Consider the following 21151-nt stretch of genomic DNA (forward strand, 5'->3'; position numbering starts at 1 on the left):
GGGGGTCAGACGATCGCCGAAGGCATCGCCATCAAGGCGGTGGGCGACATCACCTTCGCCCTGGCCGACCCGCTGGTGGATGACGTGCTGGTGGTGGACGAAGAGGATTTCGAGAGAGCGGTGGCCTTCTATGTCACGCTCGAAAAGACCGTGGCCGAGGCGCCGGCGCCGGCGGTCTGGCGGCCCTGCTGCGATACCCGGAGCGCTTCAAGGGCAAGAGGGTCGGCCTTGTCCTGTGCGGCGGAAACATCGACGCCCGCATGCTGGCGGTGGTGCTGAACCGCGAGATGGTGCGCGAAAAACGCCTGGTGGTGTACCGCATCCTCGGCGACGACCGGCCAGGCATGCTGTCCAAGATGAGCGCCGTGATCGGCGGGGCGGGCGGCAACATCATCGACGTGGTGCACAACCGTCTGGCGCTGGACGTGCCGGCCAAGGGTGCGGAGTTCGACATCATGGTGGAGACGCGCGACGCCCACCATGCGGATGTAATCAGAAAGGGACTTGAGGATGCCGGCTATGCGCTTCGGATGGGCTAGCCTCGCGGCCGCCGCCCTGCTTCTGGCGGCCTGCGGCGGGAACGACAGCGCGTCCGGCGACGACGACGCCCGCGTGGCCGAGGCCGCCGCCTTCATGGCGGAGAACGCCGACGCCGACGGCGTGGTGACGCTGGAGTCGGGGCTTCAGTACAAGGTGCTGACCGCCGCCCCGGACGGGGCGCCCAGCCCGGACGGCAACGATCTGGTTCGGGTGCACTATGAAGGCTCGCTGATCGACGGCACGGTGTTCGACAGCTCGTTCGAGCGCGGCAGCCCCTATGTCACCACGCCCGAGCAGGTGGTGCCCGGCTGGACCGAGGCGCTGCAGCGCATGAAGGTCGGCGACGAGTGGCTGCTCTATGTGCCGCCAGAGCTGGGATACGGCGGGCGCCGGTCCGGCCAGATCCCACCCCATTCGGTGCTGGTGTTCCGCATCCAGCTTCTGGACATGGCCGCCGCGCCCGGAGGCGGCGGGTCCGGTCGAGGCTGACGCCGGAACTCAGGGATCGTCAGTTCAGGCTGAAAATCCCAGCGCCCCGCGCCATGCCTCGATGCGCGCCAGCTTGTCGCTGAACGGCGTCCAGTCATCACGCTCGGCGATGGCCGCCCAGATGGCCTCCACCTCGTCGATCAGCATTTCCTCCGGCTCGTCGGCCCGGAACACCGGATGCTCCAGCCGCTCGGGCCGGTCCGGCTCATGCTCGAACAGGGCGAAGCGGAAGGCGTCGAAGGCCTCGCCCTGATACAGCGCCCGGCGCGGCCCGCGCAGGGCGCGCTCGGACGAGGCGAAGCCGGCGAACCAGTCGAAGAACAGCGGCTCCCACCGCAGCGCCTCGCCGCCTTCGCGCAGCAGGGCCAGGGTCGTGTCCACCAGCCGCTGGTCCGCCGCCTCGCCGAGGCTCTTCACGCCCAGCCGCATCAGGAAGGCCGCGCGCAGGTGCCGGATGTAGGCCGGGCCAAAACCGTTCAGCGCATCGGTCAGGGGCTCGGCGTCTCCCACCATGCGCAGGGCGCCGCCCAGCTGGGTCAGGTTCCAGAACACCGCCTCGGGCTGGCGCGCGAAGGCGTACAGCCCCGTCTGGTCGAAATAGGCCGCAGTGAAGCCGGGCTCGTAGTGGGGCAGGAACCGCCACGGGCCGTAGTCGAAGCTCTCGCCCGTCACGTTCAGATTGTCGGTGTTCAGCACCCCGTGCACGAAGCCGGCGGCGATCCAGCGGGCGGTCAGCCTGGCCGACGCCTCCACCACGGCGGCCAGCAGGCCCGCCGCGTCGCCCTCGGCTACGTGCGGATGATAGTGCGCCCGCACGTGCTCGATCAGGGTCTCGATCTGGTCGCGCCGCTCCAGATACGCCGCCCGCTGGAACGTGCCGAAGCGCACATGGCTGTGGCCCAGTCGCACCAGAACCGCCGATCGGGTGGGAGAGGGCTCGTCCTGGCGCTCCAGTGCTTCGCCGGTCTCGATCAGGCTGAACGGGCGGCTCGTCGGGACGCCCAGCGCCTCGAGCATCAGCGGGGCCAGCACCTCGCGCACCCCGCCCTTGAGGGTCAGCCGCCCGTCGGCGCCCCGGGACCAGGCGTCCGGCCCGACCCCTTGGTGGCCAGATCCAGCAGGCGGCCGGTCCCCGTCTCCAGCATCTGGGCCGCCAGAAAGCCGCGTCCGTCGCCCAGATCCGGGTTGTAGGAGCGGAATTGGTGCCCGTGATAGCGCATGGCCACCGGCCCGGGCTGGCCGGGCAAGGGCGTGAACCGGCCGAAGGCGTCGGTCCATTCGGCGTCCGTCAGCCCTTCCAGCCCCACCGTCATCGCCGCGCGATTGTTACGGAACCGCGTTATGTGCTGAGGAAAGGCAGCTGGTTTCACGGCGTCGCCGAACTCGTCTCCCAGTTGAAAGAACGCGGGTCGGGGGCGGCAGGCATCTAGAACAGGCATGGGGGCTAGGTGCGCGCACAGGGGTTGCGGCGCAAGCCTCCGTCACGAGCAACCATTGGGGGATGGGGTCATGGCGCGGCGGATCACGCTGGAGTTTCTGAAAACCGAGACCACCTCGGGCTCGGTGCTGGGGCTGGCGGCGCTGGCGGCCCTGATCGTGGCCAACTCGCCCTGGGCAGGGGAGTATTTCGCGGCGCTGAAATCCTATCTGCCGGTCAGCATCGGCGATTTCACCGTGCGCCTGACGATCGCCGACTGGATCAAGGAAGGGCTGATGGCCCTGTTCTTCCTGATCGTGGGTCTGGAGATCAAGCACGAGATCCTGAAGGGAGAGCTGTCCGACGCGCGCAAGCTGGCCGCGCCCGTGTTGGCGGCGGCGGGCGGCATGATCGCCCCGGCGGTGGTCTATCTGAAGATCGCCGAGTGGACGGGCGGCCCCACCTCAGGCTGGGCGATTCCGGTGGCCACGGACATCGCCTTCGCCGTGGCCATCTTCGCCCTGGTGGCGCGGGGCCTGCCGGCGTCGCTGCGCATCTTCCTGTTGACCCTGGCCATCGTCGACGACCTGGGCGCCATCCTGATTATCGGGGCCTTCTTCAGCGAGGGCGTGCAGTCGGTCCCCCTGGCCTGGGCCCTGGGCGGGCTGATCGGGCTGGGCGCCCTGGCCCGACAGGGGCGGCTGGGCGTCCCCCTCTGGACCCTGGGTTTTCTGTGGGTCTGGTACTTCTCCGTGCAGGCCCAGCTCAGCACCTCGCTTGCGGGGGTCGCCTTCGCCTGCATCGTGCCGATCAATGCGCGGGTGGAGGGTCGGCGAAGCCGCTGAAAAGCGCCATGGAGGTGCTGCACCCGTGGGTCGCCTTCGGGGTGCTGCCGCTGTTCGCCTTCGCCAAGGCCGGCTTCTCGTTCGCGGGGCTGTCCATCGACCGGCTGATGTCGCCGGTGGCCCTGGGGATCGCGGCGGGGCTCTTCTTCGGCAAGCAGGCCGGGGTGATGATCGCCACGGTCTTCACCGTCATGACCCGACTCGGCAAGCGGCCGTCCAACGCCACCTGGGCCGAAATCTACGGCGTTTCCCTGCTTTGCGGGGTCGGCTTCACCATGAGTCTGTTCATCGGCGTCCTGGCCTTTCCAGGTGCAGTGGATTCACCGGTCCAGTCCGAGGTCAAGCTGGGGGTTTTGACGGGCTCGCTGGCGTCCGCGGCGCTCGGATCGGTCATTCTGGCGCGCTGTTCGGCCTATCGGCGGAGGCGCGAACAGGAGGGCCGGGCACGGTCGGAAGCAGCGAAAAGTCCGGAAACCCTTGCCAATATTGACCTTGCGTAACGATTTTCTGTCACTTTCGCGTCACACCGGCAGGTTTCAGGGCGGAATTGCGACCGGACTTATTGTCGCGATTCAGACCTTGGACTAGTCGTTGACTGACGAACCCCGTTTTCCACGAAGAAGCGGGGTCGCAGGGACCAGGAAACGCCGCGGCGTCCACACCGGACGCCGGGCCTCAAGAGCCGGGGGTTGCTCCATGCGCTTCAATAAACTTCTCACTACGTCCGCTTCAGCCATCGTCCTGACGGCCGTCGCCGCCACCGGCGCCGCCGCCCAGGAGGTGACGTCGGTCGACGAGATCATCGTCACCGCCCAGAAGCGGGAACAGAGCCTGCAGGACGTGCCGATCGTGGTGACGTCCCTTTCGCAGCAGGTGCTGGAGGACGCGGGCGTCCGCGACATCAAGGACATGCAGATCCTGACGCCGGGTCTGACCGTCACCTCGACCACGTCCGAGACCATCACCACCGCCCGTATCCGCGGCGTGGGCACCGTGGGCGACAACCCCGGCCTGGAAAGTTCGGTCGGCGTGGTCATCGACGGCGTCTACCGCCCCCGCAACGGCGTGGGCTTCGGCGATCTGGGCGAAATGTCCCGCATCGAGGTCCTGAAGGGCCCGCAGGCACCCTGTTCGGCAAGAACACCTCGGCCGGCGTCATCAACATCATCACCGAGGCGCCGTCGTTCCAGCCCGGCTTCGAAGGTGAACTGACGGGCGGTGACTTCGGCGCGTGGGGCATCTCCGGCTCCGCCACCGGGCCGCTCAGCGAGAACATCGCCGGACGGCTGTACGTGGCCGCCCGCCAGCGCGACGGCTTCTATGACGTGGACACCGGCGACGGCCCGCGCACCATGACCGAAGACCAGACTCAGGACTTCTGGACGGCGCGCGGCCAACTGCTGATCCTGCCCAGCGACCTGGCCTCGATCCGCCTGATCGCAGACTATTCGAAGCGGGAAGAATTCTGCTGCGTCGCCTCGCAGATTCGCGTCGGGCCGACCTTCGGCTTCATCAATGCCCTGTCCAATGGCCAGGGCCAGGCCGCTCCGGTGACGGGCGGCAGCTTCGGCCCCGCGCCCGGCTATGATTTCGTGCCCTATTCGCGGACGGCCTATTCCAACCGCGACACCGGTCAGGAAATCGAGGATTACGGCTTCTCGGCCGAGGTCAACGCCGACATCGAGTCCTGGAACGCCACCGTGACCTCCGTGACCGCGTGGCGGTCGTGGGAATCCGTCAATGGCATGGACGTCGACTTCACCGGCGCGGACCTGATCTACCGGAACCAGGACGGCAATTTCGGTTTCGGCATCGACACCCTCAGCCAGGAACTGCGTCTGGCGGGGTCGACCTCCAACTTCGACTGGCTGATCGGCGGCTTCTACGCCCGTGAAAACCTGTCGCGCGATGACAGCTACTTCCTGGGCGCGGACTACAATCCGTACCTGTCGTTCCTGTTCACGGCCACGGTGCCGGCCGCCCTGGGCGGCCCCAACCCGGGCCGTATCCAGTGCTTCACCGATCCCACCGGCTTCAACCCGCTGTGCGCCGCCGGCCTGGCGCCGCCCAACCCGCTGGCGCCGACCCAGATTGTCGGCCAAGGCGTGGACGACCACTATTCTCAGGTCTCCGAAACCTTCGCCATCTTCACCAACAACACCTGGCGGGTGACGGACGCTCTCGAACTGACCCTGGGTCTGCGCTGGACCAACGACGAGAAGGACCTTCAGGTCCAGCAGGACAACATCAACGGCAACGGCGCGGCCTGCCTGGGCGCCCTGGCCAATCAGGGCACCGCCTCGCCGACCCCGACGTCGGCTCTCGGCGCGCTCTGCCTGCCCTGGTCCAACCCGTTCTACGACAACCGCGCGGTGACCGAGAACTTCAGCGAGGACGCCTTCAGCGGCACGTTCAAGGCCGCCTACCGCCTGAACGACAGCTTCATGATCTACGGCTCGTATGCGCGCGGCTACAAGGGCGCGGGCTACAACCTGGATCGCGTGCAGACCGGCGTCATACCGGACGCCTCGCTCTACTTCCCGGCCGAGACCGTGGACAGCTGGGAGCTGGGCTTCAAGTCGACCCTGTTCAACCGCTCGCTGCTGTTCAACGCCACCCTGTTTGACCAGACCTTCGAAGACTTCCAGCTCAACACCTTCCTGGGCACCGCCTTCGTGGTTGAGTCCATTCCGGAGCTGAACTCCACCGGCGTCGACATGGACATGCTGTGGTTCACCCCGGTGGAAGGCCTGACCCTGAACGGCGGCCTGACCTATTCAGACACCACCTACGGGAACTTCACGGCCGCCGATCTGATCAATCCCGCGCGCTTCGGACCGCTGAGCCTGCTGCCGGGCGCCCAGATGTCCTTCGCCCCGGAATGGTCGGTGACGGGCGGCATGAGCTACGAACGCTCGCTGGGGAACGGCCTGATGGGCCGCTTCAACCTGTCGGCCAAGTACAGCTCGGAATACAACACCGGTTCGGACCTTCTGCCCGCCAAGATGCAGGACGCCTTCACCCTGGTGAACGGCCGTATCGGCTTCGGCGCCGAGGACCGCAGCTGGATGTTGGAAGTCTGGGGTCAGAACCTGACCGACGAGGAGTACTATCAGGTGGTGTTCAATGCGCCGCTTCAAGGGACCGCCTTCAACAGCATCCCCTACAATCCGGCCACCGACACCCAGACCTACAACGCCTTCCTGGGCGCGCCCAGGACGTGGGGCGTGACGCTCCGGGTCCGCTACTGATCCCACCCCCGTCTAACGGGGCCAGGCCGGCCGGGAGAGCGATCTCCCGGCCGGTTTTCTTTTGGCGGCAGGTCGGCCGACACAAAAAAGGGGACGGCGTCGGCCGTCCCCTTTGACTTTCCAGGACCCCTGCTGGATCAGCGCAGCGTGGCGCTGTCCAGGTTCAGCTGGTCCAGCGGAATGACCTCCACGTCCGGATAGGCGGCGCGCAGATCGTCGATGAACAGCGAGGCGTCGCCGACGATGACCAGGCTGATCCCGTCCACCGCCAGCACCCGGCCCGCGGCCGCCTGGACTTCTTCAGGCGTGACCGCGTTCACCCGGCCCGCATAGGCCGCCAGATCGCTCATGGGCAGGTCATAGAGGGCCAGGTTGGCGACCCAGCTCCCCAGTCCGTCCACGGTCTCAAGCGAACGGCCGAAGCCGCCCACAATGGTGGCCTGACGCGGGCCCAGTTCAGCTTCCGACGCCGGCTCGGCCGACAGCCGGGCCAGTTCGGCAAGGATCAGCCCGGCGACCTCAACCGCGTTCTCGTTGGGGGTCTGGGTCGAGGCGGTGAACACACCCTGATCCGCGCGCGCGCCCAGCGAGGCCCCGGCGCCGTAGGACAGCCCACGCTTGATGCGGATCTCCTGGTTCAGGCGCGACGAGTAACCGCCGCCCAGAAGGTTCGTGCCAACAAGCAGGGGGTAATAGTCGGCGTCGTCCCGCGCCACGCTGCGGCGCGCCGCCACCACCGCCGCCTGTCCAGCGCCGGGCTGGTCGATCACCACGACGCGCGGGGCGAGCGCGGCGCCGGCCGAGTCGTCGACGGTCGCTGTAGGGGCTGACGGCTCGGCCCAGTCGCCGAAGGCCTGCTCGGCCAGGGCCCAGGCGGCCTCGGGCGTGATGTCGCCAGAGAACACCAGGGTCGCGGTGGAGGGGCGCCAGTTGGCCGTGTGGAAAGCAGCCAGATCATCGCGTGTGATCGCGGGCACGGTAGTCAGGGTGCCCGATCCCGGCGCCCCATAGGGGGCCGCGCCGTAGATCACCCGACCGACCGATTGGGAGGCGATGGAGCCCGGCTCGCTCAAGGCCACCCGCAGGCCGTCCATGGCTTGGCTCTGCTGGCGTTCCAGCTCCTCGGCGGCGAAGGCCGGATCCCGCACCAACTCGGCCATCAGAGTCAGGGTCTGGCCGAACACGTCGGCCGGAGCGTTGGCGTAGACATTGGTGAAGTCCACGCCCGCGCCCGCGCCAATGGACGCGCCCAGCTGTTCGATCTGGGTGGCGATCTCCGGCGGCGACAGACGCGATGTGCCCTGGTTGATCATGGAGGCGGTCAGGCCCGCCAGACCCGCGCGGCCCTGCGGGTCATCGGCGGTCCCGGCGTCAAAGCTGAGGCGGGCGGAGATCAGCGGCAGACCGCCCGTGGGCGCCACCAGAACGCGCACGCCATTGGCCAGGGTGCGCTCGCTGATCTGCGGGGTGACGGGCTCAAGCGGTGCGCCCGGTTCGGGAATGGGCACGCGCTCGGCTTCGGGCGCCAGGGTGACCAGCTCCCCCGCCGGGGCCAGATCATCCAGGGTCACGGGCGCCGTCACGTTCAGCACCTGCTCGCTGGGCGGATTGGCGTCATCCGCGTTCAGATAGCGAACGGTGATGGTGCGCTCCGGCGTCAGATAGCGGCGCGCCACGCGCTGGATGTCGGCGGCGGTGACGGCCTGGATGGCGGCGATCTCGTTGTCAGCCGTGGCCGGGTCGCCGGTCATGATCAGCGCCCAACCCAGGGCCGAAGCGCGCTGGTCGGTGGTTTCCCGCTCGCGCAGGGCGCCGGCGATCAGCTCATTCTTGGCTTCGGTCAGTTCGGCGTCGGTGACCCGCTCGTTGCGGAACCGGGCGATCTCCGCCTGAATCGAGGCAATACCCTGCTCCGGCGTGGCTTCTCCGGCCATCAGGGAATAGGCCGCCAGATAGCCCGCCTGTTGCGCGAAGTCGGGCATCGATGAGGCCTGGGCGGCGATCTGCTGATCGTAAACCAGCGAGCGGTACATGCGCGAGGACTCGCCGGTGGACAGGATGCCGTCCAGCACCGTCAGGGCCGCCCGGTCCGGATGGTCGTAGGCGACCGTCGGCCACGACAGCACCACCGCCGGCAACGGCACGTTGGGGGCGTAGAAAGTCGCCTCACGCGGGCCGGTGATGTCGGGCTCGGCCACGTCGTTGGCGGGCATGGGCCGGTCGGGGCGCTCAAGCGGGGCGAAATACTGGTCGATCCAGCCGTCCAGCTGGGCCTGATCGAAATTGCCCGCCACGATCAGGATGGCGTTGTCGGGCCGGTAGTAGGTCTCATGGAAGCGCAGCACGTCGTCCAGGGTCGCTGCGTCCAGGTCCTCGATGGAGCCGATGCCGGGGCGGCGATACGGATGCTCCTGATAAATCATCTGGGGCATGAACAGGCCGAACAGACGGCCGTAGGGCGACGCCAGGATGCGCTGGCGGTACTCGTTCTTGACCACGTCCCGCTCGGAGATGAACGTGTCCTCGTCCACCACCAGCGAGCCGAGGCGCTCGGCCTCGGCGAACAGGATGCGCTCCAGATGATTGGCGGGCACCACCTCGTGATAGGCGGTCACATCATCGGCGGTGAAGGCGTTATTATAGCCGCCCACGTCTTCGGTCAGCCGGTCCAGGGTCTCTTCCGGCATGTTGCGGGTGGCCTTGAACAGCAGGTGCTCGAACAGGTGCGCGAAGCCCGAACGCCCCTGCGGATCGTCCTTGGAGCCGACCCGGTACCAGACCTGCACCGCCACATTGGAGGTGTTGCGGTCCAAGGCCGTGTAGACCTCCATGCCGTTGTCCAGCACCCGGCGCTCGAAGCCCAGCGGCGGCACCTCGACCCCGGCCGGGGCCTGGACCTGGGCGGACGCGGCTCGGGCGGACGCGGGGGCCGTCTCGAAGGCGACGGCAGGCAGCGCCGCACCCATCATAAGCGCCGTAGCGGCGGCGGTGACGATCAGATGACGCTTGAACATGCGGATTTCCTTCAGCCCCTTTGTGGAGAGCCTCACCTTAGGCTCGCACCGCGGCGACCGCACCTTACCGACCTGTAATCATCCGGCCGGCGCGGCCTCATCCTGGAGCGGCGCGTGGTGGCGACGCTGGAAGCGTTCGATCAGGTTGGCCGCCAGCCACAAGGCCATGGCCCAGGCGGCGCCAAGACTCCAGCCGGCGAAGACGTCCGTGGCCCAGTGGGCGCCCAGATAGACGCGGCTGAGCCCCACCAGCATGGCCACGATCACGGCCATGGTCATGACCCACGCCTTCAGACTCCGGCTGGGCAGCACGCGCGCCAGCATCACCCCCACGGTCAGGTAGAACACCGTCGACAACAGGGCGTGACCGGACGGGAAGCTGGCGTTGAGGGTGTCCACCGCCTGGTACTCCGCCGGGGGCCGTTCGCGCTCGAATATCCCCTTGAACCCTTCGCTCAAGGCCACGCCCCCGGCCAGGCCCACGACCAGCATCAGGGCCGACAGGCGCTTTCGCTGGATCACCAGGAAGCCCACCACCGCCAGGGCGAACAGGCCCAGCACCGATATGCCGCCCAGGGAGGTGACGTCGGCCATGGCCTCCTCCAGCCACCATGGCCCCCAGGCGTGGCCGGGGTCGTCATGGGGGCGTAGGGCGTTCAGAACCATGCCGTCAAAGGCGCGCCCGTCCGTCTCGGTCATGTCGTCGGCGATCTCGATGAAGGTCAGCACCCCGACCGCCCCGACGAACAGGGCGGTCAGCAGCGCGAGTTCGCTGCGCGCCAAGGTTAAAAGGCGACGGGCCAGACGGCCCATTTCGGGTCTGTCGAGGGAGAACAGCGTGCGTACCATCACCCTCGAACGGTCAAGCTGACAGCCGCGTTCCGCCGACGTCGGACTCACGGCTTCGTGAAATGTTTCTGCGATCACTTTTTTCGAACTGTCACATCGCGTTTCCGGGGAATTTCCACAGGCTGCGAGGACCGCTCCACCGATTCGACAGACAAAGCCCCGGTCAAGTGCTTTACGGGGCGTTAGGGATGTGCGCCCATACATCTAGGCGAGCGGGGTGCTTCGAACACCAGATTTAGTGTCTGGAGGCGGAGCAAGGTTCCATAACCGATTAGTTCAGGGCTTAGACGAATATGGCTGGTGGTGAAGCGTTGAAGGCGGATTTCGAACCCAAGGCGAAGGTGGCCGATGTGATCAGCCTGGGCGCTGACCGGCCGGCGCTGAGCGTGGTTCAGGGCATCCAGCTCGACCGCTCGCGCGACGCGCTGCTGACCGACTTCGGCAAGAAGACGCTGGAAGACCGCTACCTGCTGCCGGGCGAGTCCTATCAGGACATGTTCGCCCGCGTCGCCACCGCCTATGCCGACGACGCCGGGCACGCCCAGCGCGTCTACGATTACATGTCGAAGCTGTGGTTCATGCCGGCCACGCCGGTGCTGTCCAACGGCGGCGCCGACCGCGGCCTGCCCATCAGCTGCTTCCTGAACGCCGTGGGCGACAGCCTGGACGGCATCCAGTCGGTCTGGAACGAGAACGTGCACTGGCGTCCAACGGCGGCGGCATCGGCACCTACTGGGGCGGCGTCCGCTCCATCGGCGAGAAGGTCAAGGGCCAGGGCCAGACCTCGGGCATCATCCCCTTCATCCGCGTGATGGATTCCCTGACGCTGGCCATCAGCCAGGGCAGCCTGCGCCGCGGCTCGGCGGCGGTCTATCTGGACGTGCACCATCCGGAGATCGAGGAGTTCCTCGAGATCCGCAAACCCTCAGGCGACTTCAACCGCAAGTCCCTGAACCTGCACCACGGCATCAACATCACCGACGCCTTCATGGAGGCGGTGCGCGACGGCAAGACTTTCGACCTGCTCTCGCCCAAGAACGGCGAGGTGATGAAGACGGTGGACGCCCGCAACCTGTGGCAGAAGATCCTCGAGATCCGCCTGCAGACAGGCGAGCCCTACCTGATCTTCTCCGACGCCGTGAACAAGGCCATGCCCCGGCACCAGCAGGAGCTGGGCCTGAAGGTGAAGCAGTCCAACCTGTGCAGCGAGATCATGCTGCACACGGGCGCCGACCATCTGGGCATCGACCGCACCGCCGTGTGCTGCCTGTCCTCGGTCAACGCCGAGACCTTCCTGGAATGGCGCGAGGAGCCCCAGTTCATCGAGGACCTGATGCGGTTCCTGGACAATGTGCTGGAGGACTTTATCCGCCGCGCCCCGCCGGAAATGAAGGCGGCGGTCTATTCGGCCAGGCGCGAGCGCTCGGTGGGTCTGGGCCTGATGGGCTTCCACTCGTTCCTGCAGGCCCAGGGCGTGGCCTTTGAATCCGCCATGGCCAAGTCGTGGAACATGCGCCTGTTCAAGCACCTGCGCCGCGAGGCCGACAAGGCCAGCCGCCTGCTGGCCGAGGAAAAGGGCCCCTGCGAGGACGCGGCCGAGCGCGGCGTCATGGAGCGGTTCAGCCACAAGCTGGCCATCGCCCCCACCGCCTCCATCTCGATCATCTGCGGCGGCACCTCGGCGGGCATCGAGCCGATACCGGCCAACATCTACACCCACAAGACCCTGTCGGGCTCCTTCGCGGTCAAGAACCCCTATCTGGAAGAGGTTCTTGAGGCCAAGGGGCTGAACACCGACGTGGTGTGGAACTCCATCCTCGAGCAGGAAGGCTCGGTCCAGCATCTGGACGAACTGACCGAGGACGAGAAGGCCATCTTCAAGACCGCCTTCGAGCTGGACCAGCGCTGGGTGGTGGAACTGGCCGCCGATCGCACCCCGGAGATCTGCCAGGCCCAGTCGGTCAACCTGTTCATCCCCGGCGACGTGGATAAGTGGGATCTGCACATGCTGCACTGGCGCGCCTGGGAACAGGGCATGAAGTCCCTGTACTACCTGCGCTCCAAGTCGGTTCAGCGCGCGGCCTTCGCGGGCTCTGCGGACAAGGCCGAGGTGGAGGTCGATCCCAACCAGCCCGACCTGTTCGCCGCCGCGCGCACCGACTACGATGAGTGCCTGGCCTGCCAGTAGGGGACGTAATCACCCTGTCTTGATCCCGGCCTATCCTCCCCGAGGGTCGGGATCGGAACGCCAGCGCTTTCAGGACGTTGCTCCCTGAGGAACGTAACGGGCGAATTGGGATGACAGGGACGGCCATCGCCGTCAGTCTGCATCATCGTTGGCGGTAGGGAGGCCGTTGATGAAACCTGGAGGCGGCATTCTCTGTGGACTTGGCGCGGCGGTGATGACCGCCGCTACGCCTGCGGTTTGCCAGACATGGGCTGGGCAGGCCCACAGTGTCCCCGACGCCTGGAGCGTCGACTCCTTCCAGACTGATTTCACCGAAACCGCCGAATTCACAACCTCGGACAGCGGCCTGGGCGGCGACTTCCGTCTGCCGGAGCGGAACTTCACGCCGGGCCGTGGCGAGGTCGTCACCGAAGCCTGGCGGGATACGCCGGCCGGCGCCGTGGAGCGCCTGCGGCTCAGCCGCTCGGGCGACTGGCTGCGCGCCGACGGCGCCGCCCTGGCCTTCAATCCGCGCGACGGCGCGGTCCTGGAGGACGAGGCCTATCGCCTCAGCTACACGCGCGGCTGGCCGACGCGCAGCTATGACGCCGAGACCGGTCTTCAGGTCGAGGTGATCCCCCACGCCGGGTTCGGGGTCGGCAGCGAAGGCGGCACGGCCGAGGCGGGGGCCACCATCCGCGTCGGTTCGGGTCTGGATCGACTGGTGCCCGAAGGCGACGCCGCCTTCGACGAGGATCAGGCCCGCTGGTACCTTTTCGCGGCCGGATCGCGCCGGGCGGTGGGCTACAATTTCGCCCGCACCCGGGACGGGGATTTCGTCCGTTCCGGCATGAGCCACGATTCCGGGGCTTTCATCGGCGATGCCCAGGTGGGCGTGGCCTGGCGGCGCGGCGACATGCAGACCTCGTTCGGCTACGTCTATCGCAAGCACAAGGTGCGCGAACTGGCCGGTCGGGACTTCGACCGCGAGCGCAGCGAAGGCGTTCTGGCCTTCCAGCTGTCCATCCGCCCCGACTGGTAGGCCTCAGCGCGCGCCCACCGCGTCCTGAACCGAACGAAACCCGTCGGCCTGCAGCCGGTCCGCCAGATCGCGGCGGATGCGCATCACCAGGCCCGGCCCTTCATAGATCAGCGCCGAATAGATCTGCACCGCCGCAGCGCCTGCCCGGATTCGCGCATAGGCGTCAGCGCCCGAGGCGATACCGCCGACCCCGATCAGGGCCAAACGACCTTGGGACGCCCCGTGGGCCCAGCGCAGCGCCGTCAGGGCCTTGTCCTTCAGCGGCGCCCCCGACAGGCCCCCGCTCTCACCGGCGTGCGCCGAGCGCAGGCTGTCGGGCCGGTCCAGGGTGGTGTTGGACACAATCAGCCCATCCAGGTCATGGGCGACGCAGGCATCGACGATCATGGCCACCTCGGCCTCGGTCAGGTCCGGCGCGATCTTCAGGAACAGCGGCTCGGGGCCGCGCGCCTCGGCCAACCGGCCAAGCAGGTCGTCCAGCGCCGCCCGCCCCTGCAGATTGCGCAGGCCAGGCGTATTGGGCGAGGACACATTGACGGTGAAATAGTCCGCCAGCCCTCGCAGCCGGACCAGTCCCGCCACATAGTCCGCAGCCTTGTCCTCGGTATCCTTGTTGGCGCCCAGATTGGCCCCGATCACCGCCTCGCGGGGGCGACGTTCCAGCCTGTGGGCGAAGGCGTCCAGTCCCGCATTGTTGAAGCCCATGCGGTTGATCACCGCCCGGTCCTCGCTGAGGCGGAACAGGCGCGGCTTCGGATTGCCCGGCTGGGCCAGCGGCGTCACCGAGCCGCACTCCACAAAACCGAAACCCGCCCGCGCCAGGCCGTTCAGCGCCTCGCCGTTCTTGTCGAACCCGGCGGCCAGCCCCACCGGATTGGGCAAGTCCAGCCCCGCCACGCGCGTGGCCAGCACAGCGTCGTGCGGATCACTGCGTCCGCCCAGCCCCGCCTTCAGCGCCGACAGCGCCAGCCCATGCGCCAGCTCCGGGTCCAGCTGCCGCAGCACCGCAGCGCCGAAATCATTCACCAGACTCATGGGTCGATCCTCAATCGGCCGTCCGCGTCGACCGACGCCGGTCGCGCGGCCATGACCCATTCCGTGCGCAGGTCGCCGTAGATGTGCGGAAACAGGGCGCCGCCCCGCGAGGGCTCCCAGCGGATCAGGGCCTTCAGCGGCGGATGGTCGGCGTCCAGCGTCAGGATCATCAGGTCGTCCCGCCCCGCATAATGCTTACGCGCCGTCTCGTGCAGCTGCGCATCGGTGGACAGGTGGATGAAGCCGTCGGCCCGGTCCACATCCGACCCCTCGTACAGACCCGCCGCCTCGGCGACCGCCCATTCGGAAACCGTCAGGATCTTGTAAGCCGGCGTCACGACCGCTTCGCCTCATCCGGCAGCAGAATGCCGTCATAGGTGCAGCGTCCCGCCGCATCCACCTGGAACACGGCGGCGGTCGCAGGCGCGAATCCGGTGCGGACCCGGTCCAGAATCTGGTCCGAAGCGCCGCCGTCGCTGAGGAGTTCGAAGGCCAGCTGATGGATGCCCGGATTGTGGGCGATCAGGATCAGGGTTTCGCATCGGTTCTCCGCGCTCTCGACCTGACCGCGCAGGACCCGGGCGTCGGCGTTGTAAAGGGCGGGATCGACCTCCAGCCAGGACGGCTCAGGGTCCAGAGTGAGTCCTTCGGCCACGCCGGTCCAGGTCTCGCGCGTACGTCGGGCCGCCGAAACCATGGCCAGATCCGGCCGGACGCCGCGCGCCTTCAGGGCCTGGCCGATTCGGACGGCCTCGGCGCGGCCTGCCGCGCTGAGCGCGCGTTCCCGGTCGCCGCCGGCGGGGGCTGCGCCCACGGCCTGGGCATGACGCATGAGAATGAGCTGACGCATGGGGCCGATTTAGGCGGGTTCGCCGCCGCCGTCCAACCGCCGCGCGCCGCGCGCGGCCGGACGAGACGCCAGAACGCCTTTCGCCAGGGCCGCCTCGACCGGAACGGCCGCACCGCCGCTCACTTTCCGGGGCGCATAGGTGCGGCGGGAGGCCTCCACCAGGATCAGGCCGCAAGCGGCCGGGAGCAGCATCCTTCCCGCCTGTTCAAATCCTTCCGCCATGCCCAGCAGCAGCTTCCAGGGCGGCACATAAAGGGTCTGGGACCAGGCCAGGGGCTCCAGCTGCACCTCTCGCAGGAGGTGCTCCACCTGTCCCCGGCTGAAAGGCCGGCCATGGCCGAAGGGCGTCGATTCCGAACGGGCCCACAGGCCGCCCCGGGACGCCACGGCCAGGATGATGCGTCCGGCCGGCGCCATGACCCGCACAGCTTCCGCCATGAGCGCCTGGGCGTGATCGGCTTCTTCGAGGGCGTGCATCATCAGAACCCGGTCGAAGGTTCCCGAAGCGAACGGCAGGCCCTGGTCCTCGACCAGCAGGGTCCGGTTGCGCCCAACCGAGGGCCAGCGCTCGGCCCCCTGCCCGCCCGGCATGGCCGCCACAACCCGGCGCGCGCCCACGAAGGCGCCCAACCAGGGCGTGCAATAGCCGATGCCCAGCACATCGCAGTTCGCCGCCTCCCCCCAGGCGTCCTCCAGACGGCGCGCCACGAGGCGGCGGGCCAGGACTCCCGCGGGCTCGCCATAGAAGGCTTTCAGATCATCGACGCTGCGGCGCATGGCGGTACTATAGGCTTCAACGCCTGGTGGCTGCTAGAGTCGCTCAATGCCCCTGGAAATCCGTCAGTTCCCCTGCCTGTCCGACAACTACGGCTATCTGGTCCGCGACCGCGCCTCGGGGTGCGTCGCCGCCGTGGACGCGCCGGACGGCGCGGCCGTCCTGGCCGAACTGGCCGCCTCCGGCTGGCGACGGCTTGACCTGATCCTGAACACCCACTGGCACCCCGATCACACCCAGGGCGTCGAAGCCGTAAAAGGCCAGACAGGGTGCAAGGTGGTCGGACCGGAGGAGTCCTCGCGTCTCATCACCCTGGACCGGGTTCTGGCGGACGAAGACGAGGTGAATCTGGGCGAGACCGCGCTCCGCGTCATGCATACGCCCGGCCACACCCTGGGGCACATCGCCTTCATCGATCATCGGGCGGCGAAGCCTTCGTCGGCGACACCCTTTTCGCCCTGGGCTGCGGACGGCTGTTCGAGGGAACCCCAGAGCAGATGTGGGACAGCCTGACCCGACTGGCCGGCCTGCCGGACGACACCCGAGTCTGGTGCGCTCACGAATACACCGCCGCCAACGCTCGTTTCGCGCTGAGCCTGGGCACGCCCGATCCTGAACTGGAGGGCTATGCGCGGGACGTCTTCGCACTGCGCGAGGCCGGGCAGTCGACCGTGCCGACGATTATGGGCCGGGAGAAGCGCCTGAACCCGTTCCTGTGCGCGACGGACGTAGCCGCCTTCGCCGCGCTCAGGGCGGCCAAGGACGCGTTCAGGGGCTAGCTGCCGGCCAGGGTCCGCACCACCCGGGCGGATGACGGACGTCCCGCCGGTCCTTCGCGCGGATCGAGGGTGATGGTCAGGACGCCGCGAGAGAATTCCGTGTTGTTGCGCGCACCCTCGATGATGACGATGCGGCGCACCTGTTGGGCCTGATCGCGCAGATTGGAGGTGCGCGCCATGCGGGTCAGGGCCTCGACGGCGGCGGCGGCGGCTTCGGCCACCAGGGTTTCCGAGCCGGGTGAAATCTCTTCGGCCTCGAATACGACCAGATGCCCCACGGCACGGCTCGCCACGTCGCTCTGGCGGACCATGAAATTGACCAGCTGGATGGGCGACAGGGTGGGGCGGCGAAGCCCCGGACCAGGGCCGGCCTGGGAGGCGGGCTCGCCGCCCGGCGCGCGCGGCGTATAGAGGGTCAGTCCCCCCGAAGGCGTGGAGCGCAGGATCACGTCGCCCTGATCATTGCGGTATAGAATGTCGCCACGCGGGGCGGGCGTAGCCCGCAGAACCCAGACCTCCGGGCTGTCGTCGAAGCGCAACAGGGGCCTGGCCCCGGAATGATCCAGGATGAAAGCCTCGCCGCCTTCCGTGACGTAGCGGCCGGGCGACGCAAGGGCGCGGACGGGGCGCTCACGCAGACCCTGGCTCTGCTCCGCCTGAGCGTTCCCGCGCGGCTGGGTCCACGCGTCGGCGGCGTCAGCAAAGCCCAACACAGCCACGCTTACAACGGCGCACGCCAAGGCGAGCGTCGTCGGTGACAGCGCAGCGCTGATCCGGGGTTCCGCGAACATTCTCAATCAGATGACTCGCCGCGAAGGCGGATTTTGGGCGCGGGCGTGTCAGCCCACCAGATACTGACCGCCGTTCAGGGAAAGGGTGCAGCCTGTGACATATCCGGCACGTTCCCCAGACAGCCAGGACACCATGTCGGCGATTTCCTCGCCTTTTCCGAGTCTTCCGACCGGAATCTGGGCCACGATGCTCTCCAGAACCTTGGGGTCCATGGCGCCCACCATCTCGGTGTCGATATAGCCGGGCGCGATGCAGTTCACGGTCACGCCCTTCCTCGCATTCTCCAGCGCCAGGGCCTTGGTGAAGCCGATCATGCCCGCCTTGGCGGCGGAATAGTTGGTCTGGCCGATCTGGCCCTTCTGGCCGTTGATCGAGGAGATGTTGACGATGCGGCCAAAGCCCCGGTCACGCATGCCGCCGATCACCTGGCGGGTCATGTTGAACACGCTGTCCATGTTGACCCGGATCACATCGTACCACTGGTCCGGGCTCATCTTGTGAAAGAAGCCGTCGCGGGTGATGCCGGCATTGTTGATCAGGATGTCGATGGGGCCCAGCTCGGCCTCGACCTCCTTGACCGCCCGTTCGCAATCCTCGAACGAGCCGACGTTGCCCTTGACCACCATGACGCCCAGTTCGGCGGCCGTGGCTTCGGCCGCGGCCGTGTTTCCGGAATAACCGGCCGCGACCTTGATCCCGTCCTCGTTCAGGCGCTGAACGATCGCCTTGCCGATCCCCCGGGTGCCCCCGGTGACCATCGCCACTCGCGTCATGTGCGTTTCCTTATGTCCCTCGGCAGCCCTGAAGCCGGGCTGCTCATGATTGTTCTAACCCGCCGAACAGGGCTGGTGAAGGCGCTCAGTCCGCACGGCGTAGTCGGACCAGACGACCGTTCTGGTCATCGGTGACCACATAGACCGCACCGTCCGATCCCACGGCAACGTCGCGAATGCGCGCATTCAGCCCGGTCAGCAGGCGTTCCTCGCCAACAACCCGCTCGCCCTCCAGAACCAGCCGCGCAAGATGCTGTCCCGCCAGGCCCGAAACCAGCAGGTTGCCGTTCCAATCGGGGAACATGTCGCCGCTATAGAACACCGCTCCACCCGGCGCGATGACTGGATCCCAGTAGTAGATCGGCTGAACCGTGTCCGGGGCTGTGGTGCTCCCCTCGCCGATGGCGCCGCCGCGATATTCGATGCCGTAGGCCGCGATGGGCCAGCCATAGTTCTCGCCGGCGCGGGCGATGTTGATCTCGTCGCCGCCGCGCGCGCCATGCTCGATGCCCCACAGCTCGCCCGTCCCGGGATGCAGCGCCGCGCCCTGGACGTTGCGGTGCCCCCATGACCAGATCTCCGGCAGGGCGCCCTCCTGGCCCACGAACGGGTTGTCGGCCGGAACCGAGCCGTCGGCGTTGATGCGCACGATCTTGCCGAAGTGCGAGCCCAGATCCTGCGCCTGGGGCCGGGTCTCGATATCCGACCGCTCGCCCAAGGTCACGTACAGTCGTCCCTGACGGTCGAACACGATGCGCGAGCCGTAGTGCATGAAATTGTCGTAGGTGGGCATGGCGCTGAAGATCGTCTCCACGTTCTCCAGCCGGGTCCCGTCCTCACTCAGACGTCCCCGGGCCACGGCGGTGCCGTTGCCGCCCCGGCGCGGCTCGGAGAAGCTCAGATAGACCAGCCGGTCGCTGGCGAAGTCAGGGCTCAGCTCCACATCCAGCAGGCCCGCCTGACGATCCGACACCACAGTCGGCACGCCGGTGATGGGCTCGCCGATCTCGCCGTCGGCGCTGACCAGCCGCAGACGGCCGGGCTTCTCTGTCACCAGGAAACCGCCTTCCGGCAACGGAACCAGACCCCAGGGGCTTTCCAGACCCTCCGCCACCGTCTCGCTGGTCATCGAAACAGTGGTCTGCACCCCCGGCGCGCGGGTCTGGCCTTCAAAGGCCGGCTGCTGGGTCGGGGCGTTCGCCGCGTTGGTCTCCACCGGCTCACCCGTCTGCATCGTGGAGGCGGTTTCGCCGTTTCCTCCGCACGCGGCGACCAGGGCGAAGATGGAGACGGCGGCGGTCAGGGCGGACAAGCGCATGGTCAAACTCCAGAAAGGATGTCTTCAGGCAACGCGATGAAAGCGTCACCGTTCCGGTGACAGAAACCGCGCATGGCCGATTGATGCAAGGGCAAGGTCCCTCAGCCCGTCGGATAAAACCGGCAGGTCTTCGCGAAACCGTCTTCAGGTGGAAAGCTGGGCGGCGCCCCGCTCGGAGAGGAGGGTCGGCCCGCTCCGGACGTGAACGATGGAGACGGTCGTGCCGCCCTTGCCGGTTTCGACCTTCACCGCCGCGTCCAGCTGGTGGGCCAGCGCCTCTATGATGCTGGTGCCCAGACCCGGCTTGGTGTGGGCCGGGGTGTCCGCCATGCCTACCCCGTCGTCGCACACCGAAAGGGTCCAGCCGTGCGGATCGCCGCCATAGGTCACCAGGATTCGCCCGCCCCGCCCGCCGGGATAGGCGTGCTTGAGCGCATTGATGACCAGTTCGGTGACGATCAGCCCCAGGCTGACCGAAATATCCCCGCTGGTGGCGCTGTCATCGCCGACAACCTCCAGGGTGAGGCGCTCGGGATCAGGAATCATGGATGCGGAGATGCTGCGGCACAACTGCGTCAGATAGGGCCGCAGCTCCACGTCCCCCAACCGCGAGGCGGCCAGTTGCTGTTGCAGGGTGGCGATGGACATCACCCGGCTGTGGGCATCGCGCAGATGCACCCGGGTCTCCTCTGACTGCACCTTGCGGGCGTTCTGCATCAGAACGCTGGCGATGATCTGCAGGCTGTTGGCGACGCGGTGCTGGACCTCTTGCAGCAGGATGGCCTTCTCCCGCAGCAGATTGTCCTTGAGCTTGTCCGCCGCGCGGGCATCGGTGACGTCGGTCACCCCCACCAGCAGGCGGACGTTGTCCTCATCGGTCACAAGACGCCGGGCGCTGATGACCACACAGCGCATGCCGCGTGTCGGGATATCCAGGTTCATCTCGTAGGCGTCCACCGCCACATCGCTACGCGCCGTCGCCGTCAGCAGGATCTGAAGCTGGGGCGATCTCCATTCTCCGGCGCCCAGGCTGGGCATGAGCCCGCCTGCGACCCTGTCTGGAGACAGACCGAAGGCGTCACAGAACGAGGTGCTGGCTGCGACGACCATCAGATCGGCGTCCAGCATGATCACCGGCGTCGGCGAAGATCTGATGACGGCCAGCCCCAGGCTGAGCGGGCCTCCGGAATGTTGGGACGTGCGGGCAGCCATGGC

The 21151-nt window shown here is 67.6% G+C and carries 14 protein-coding genes and 5 pseudogenes; 8 read left to right on the forward strand and 11 right to left on the reverse strand.

What is annotated here, in order from left to right:
* Both MBEBAB_RS08635 and bamJ read left to right on the forward strand, forming a co-directional pair.
* Positions 1 to 539, forward strand: a pseudogene (locus MBEBAB_RS08635) (pyridoxal-phosphate dependent enzyme); the annotation flags it as partial.
* On the forward strand, positions 520 to 1029 hold the full coding sequence (bamJ, locus tag MBEBAB_RS08640; protein ID WP_021697585.1) for a BamJ family beta-barrel-assembly machinery protein: 510 nt from the start codon (positions 520 to 522) through the stop codon (positions 1027 to 1029). The pseudogene MBEBAB_RS08635 and the gene bamJ, both read left to right, overlap by 20 nt.
* Positions 1030 to 1053: 24 nt before the next feature.
* Here bamJ and MBEBAB_RS08645 read toward each other — a convergent pair.
* Positions 1054 to 2468, reverse strand: a pseudogene (locus MBEBAB_RS08645) (protein adenylyltransferase SelO family protein).
* Between the two features lie 70 nt (positions 2469 to 2538).
* Between MBEBAB_RS08645 and nhaA the strand changes: the two are divergent.
* The 3 genes and pseudogenes from nhaA to MBEBAB_RS08660 all read left to right on the forward strand — a co-directional run bounded on the left by nhaA (position 2539) and on the right by MBEBAB_RS08660 (position 6542).
* Positions 2539 to 3791 (forward strand): annotated as a pseudogene (nhaA, locus tag MBEBAB_RS08655) (Na+/H+ antiporter NhaA).
* A gap of 196 nt (positions 3792 to 3987) precedes the next feature.
* Complete coding sequence (locus tag MBEBAB_RS18365) at positions 3988 to 4503, forward strand: TonB-dependent receptor plug domain-containing protein (RefSeq protein WP_306302014.1); 516 nt, start codon at positions 3988 to 3990, stop codon at positions 4501 to 4503.
* Between the two features lie 80 nt (positions 4504 to 4583).
* Positions 4584 to 6542 (forward strand): TonB-dependent receptor, encoded by a 1959-nt coding sequence (locus MBEBAB_RS08660; protein ID WP_306302015.1) that lies wholly within the window; start codon positions 4584 to 4586, stop codon positions 6540 to 6542.
* A 137-nt stretch (positions 6543 to 6679) separates the two neighbouring features.
* Here MBEBAB_RS08660 and MBEBAB_RS08665 read toward each other — a convergent pair whose 3' ends face one another.
* Complete coding sequence (locus tag MBEBAB_RS08665) at positions 6680 to 9556, reverse strand: M16 family metallopeptidase (RefSeq protein WP_081703471.1); 2877 nt, start codon at positions 9554 to 9556, stop codon at positions 6680 to 6682.
* Between the two features lie 78 nt (positions 9557 to 9634).
* Positions 9635 to 10405 (reverse strand): phosphatase PAP2 family protein, encoded by a 771-nt coding sequence (locus MBEBAB_RS08670; RefSeq protein WP_231378799.1) that lies wholly within the window; start codon positions 10403 to 10405, stop codon positions 9635 to 9637.
* Between the two features lie 293 nt (positions 10406 to 10698).
* Here MBEBAB_RS08670 and MBEBAB_RS08675 point away from each other — a divergent pair.
* Positions 10699 to 12593 (forward strand): annotated as a pseudogene (locus tag MBEBAB_RS08675) (ribonucleoside-diphosphate reductase subunit alpha).
* 169 nt (positions 12594 to 12762) lie between these two features.
* Positions 12763 to 13614: a lipid A-modifier LpxR family protein gene (locus tag MBEBAB_RS08680; RefSeq protein WP_021697592.1), complete on the forward strand. Its 852-nt coding sequence runs from the start codon at positions 12763 to 12765 to the stop codon at positions 13612 to 13614.
* Between the two features lie 3 nt (positions 13615 to 13617).
* Here the strand turns inward: MBEBAB_RS08680 and MBEBAB_RS08685 are convergent, their stop codons facing one another.
* From MBEBAB_RS08685 to MBEBAB_RS08700, 4 genes are read right to left on the reverse strand one after another with little or no spacing between them, the layout of a single operon-like run.
* On the reverse strand, positions 13618 to 14649 hold the full coding sequence (locus tag MBEBAB_RS08685) for a quinone-dependent dihydroorotate dehydrogenase (RefSeq protein ID WP_021697593.1): 1032 nt from the start codon (positions 14647 to 14649) through the stop codon (positions 13618 to 13620).
* Positions 14646 to 14987 carry a DUF952 domain-containing protein gene (locus MBEBAB_RS08690; RefSeq protein WP_021697594.1) on the reverse strand — a complete coding sequence of 114 codons (342 nt, stop codon included), beginning with the start codon at positions 14985 to 14987 and terminating at the stop codon, positions 14646 to 14648. Before MBEBAB_RS08690 ends, MBEBAB_RS08685 begins: the two co-directional genes overlap by 4 nt.
* The gene (locus MBEBAB_RS08695; protein ID WP_021697595.1) at positions 14984 to 15499 is read right to left on the reverse strand and encodes a SixA phosphatase family protein; all 516 of its coding nucleotides are present in this window, start codon (positions 15497 to 15499) and stop codon (positions 14984 to 14986) included. The genes MBEBAB_RS08690 and MBEBAB_RS08695 overlap by 4 nt, the downstream gene beginning before the upstream one ends.
* A gap of 9 nt (positions 15500 to 15508) precedes the next feature.
* A complete protein-coding gene (locus MBEBAB_RS08700; RefSeq protein WP_021697596.1) occupies positions 15509 to 16276 on the reverse strand; it encodes a class I SAM-dependent methyltransferase in 768 nt (255 codons plus the stop codon).
* 46 nt (positions 16277 to 16322) lie between these two features.
* Here MBEBAB_RS08700 and gloB point away from each other — a divergent pair.
* Positions 16323 to 17053: pseudogene (gene gloB / locus MBEBAB_RS18680) on the forward strand (hydroxyacylglutathione hydrolase).
* Here the strand turns inward: gloB and MBEBAB_RS08710 are convergent.
* From MBEBAB_RS08710 to MBEBAB_RS08725, 4 genes are all read right to left on the reverse strand, one after another.
* Entirely contained in the window at positions 17050 to 17772 is a 723-nt protein-coding gene (locus MBEBAB_RS08710) for a DUF4908 domain-containing protein (protein ID WP_242397130.1), read from the reverse strand. The pseudogene gloB and the gene MBEBAB_RS08710 overlap by 4 nt on opposite strands.
* 120 nt (positions 17773 to 17892) lie before the next feature.
* Positions 17893 to 18618 carry an acetoacetyl-CoA reductase gene (gene phbB / locus MBEBAB_RS08715; RefSeq protein WP_045319094.1) on the reverse strand — a complete coding sequence of 242 codons (726 nt, stop codon included), beginning with the start codon at positions 18616 to 18618 and terminating at the stop codon, positions 17893 to 17895.
* A gap of 85 nt (positions 18619 to 18703) precedes the next feature.
* On the reverse strand, positions 18704 to 19936 hold the full coding sequence (locus tag MBEBAB_RS08720) for a PQQ-dependent sugar dehydrogenase (protein ID WP_021697600.1): 1233 nt from the start codon (positions 19934 to 19936) through the stop codon (positions 18704 to 18706).
* A 144-nt stretch (positions 19937 to 20080) separates the two neighbouring features.
* Positions 20081 to 21148, reverse strand: coding sequence for a sensor histidine kinase (locus MBEBAB_RS08725; RefSeq protein WP_021697601.1), 1068 nt, complete (start codon positions 21146 to 21148; stop codon positions 20081 to 20083).
* Positions 21149 to 21151 lie beyond the last annotated feature (3 nt).

The organism is Brevundimonas abyssalis TAR-001 (assembly GCF_000466985.1).
GTDB classification, from domain to species: Bacteria; Pseudomonadota; Alphaproteobacteria; order Caulobacterales; family Caulobacteraceae; genus Brevundimonas; species Brevundimonas abyssalis.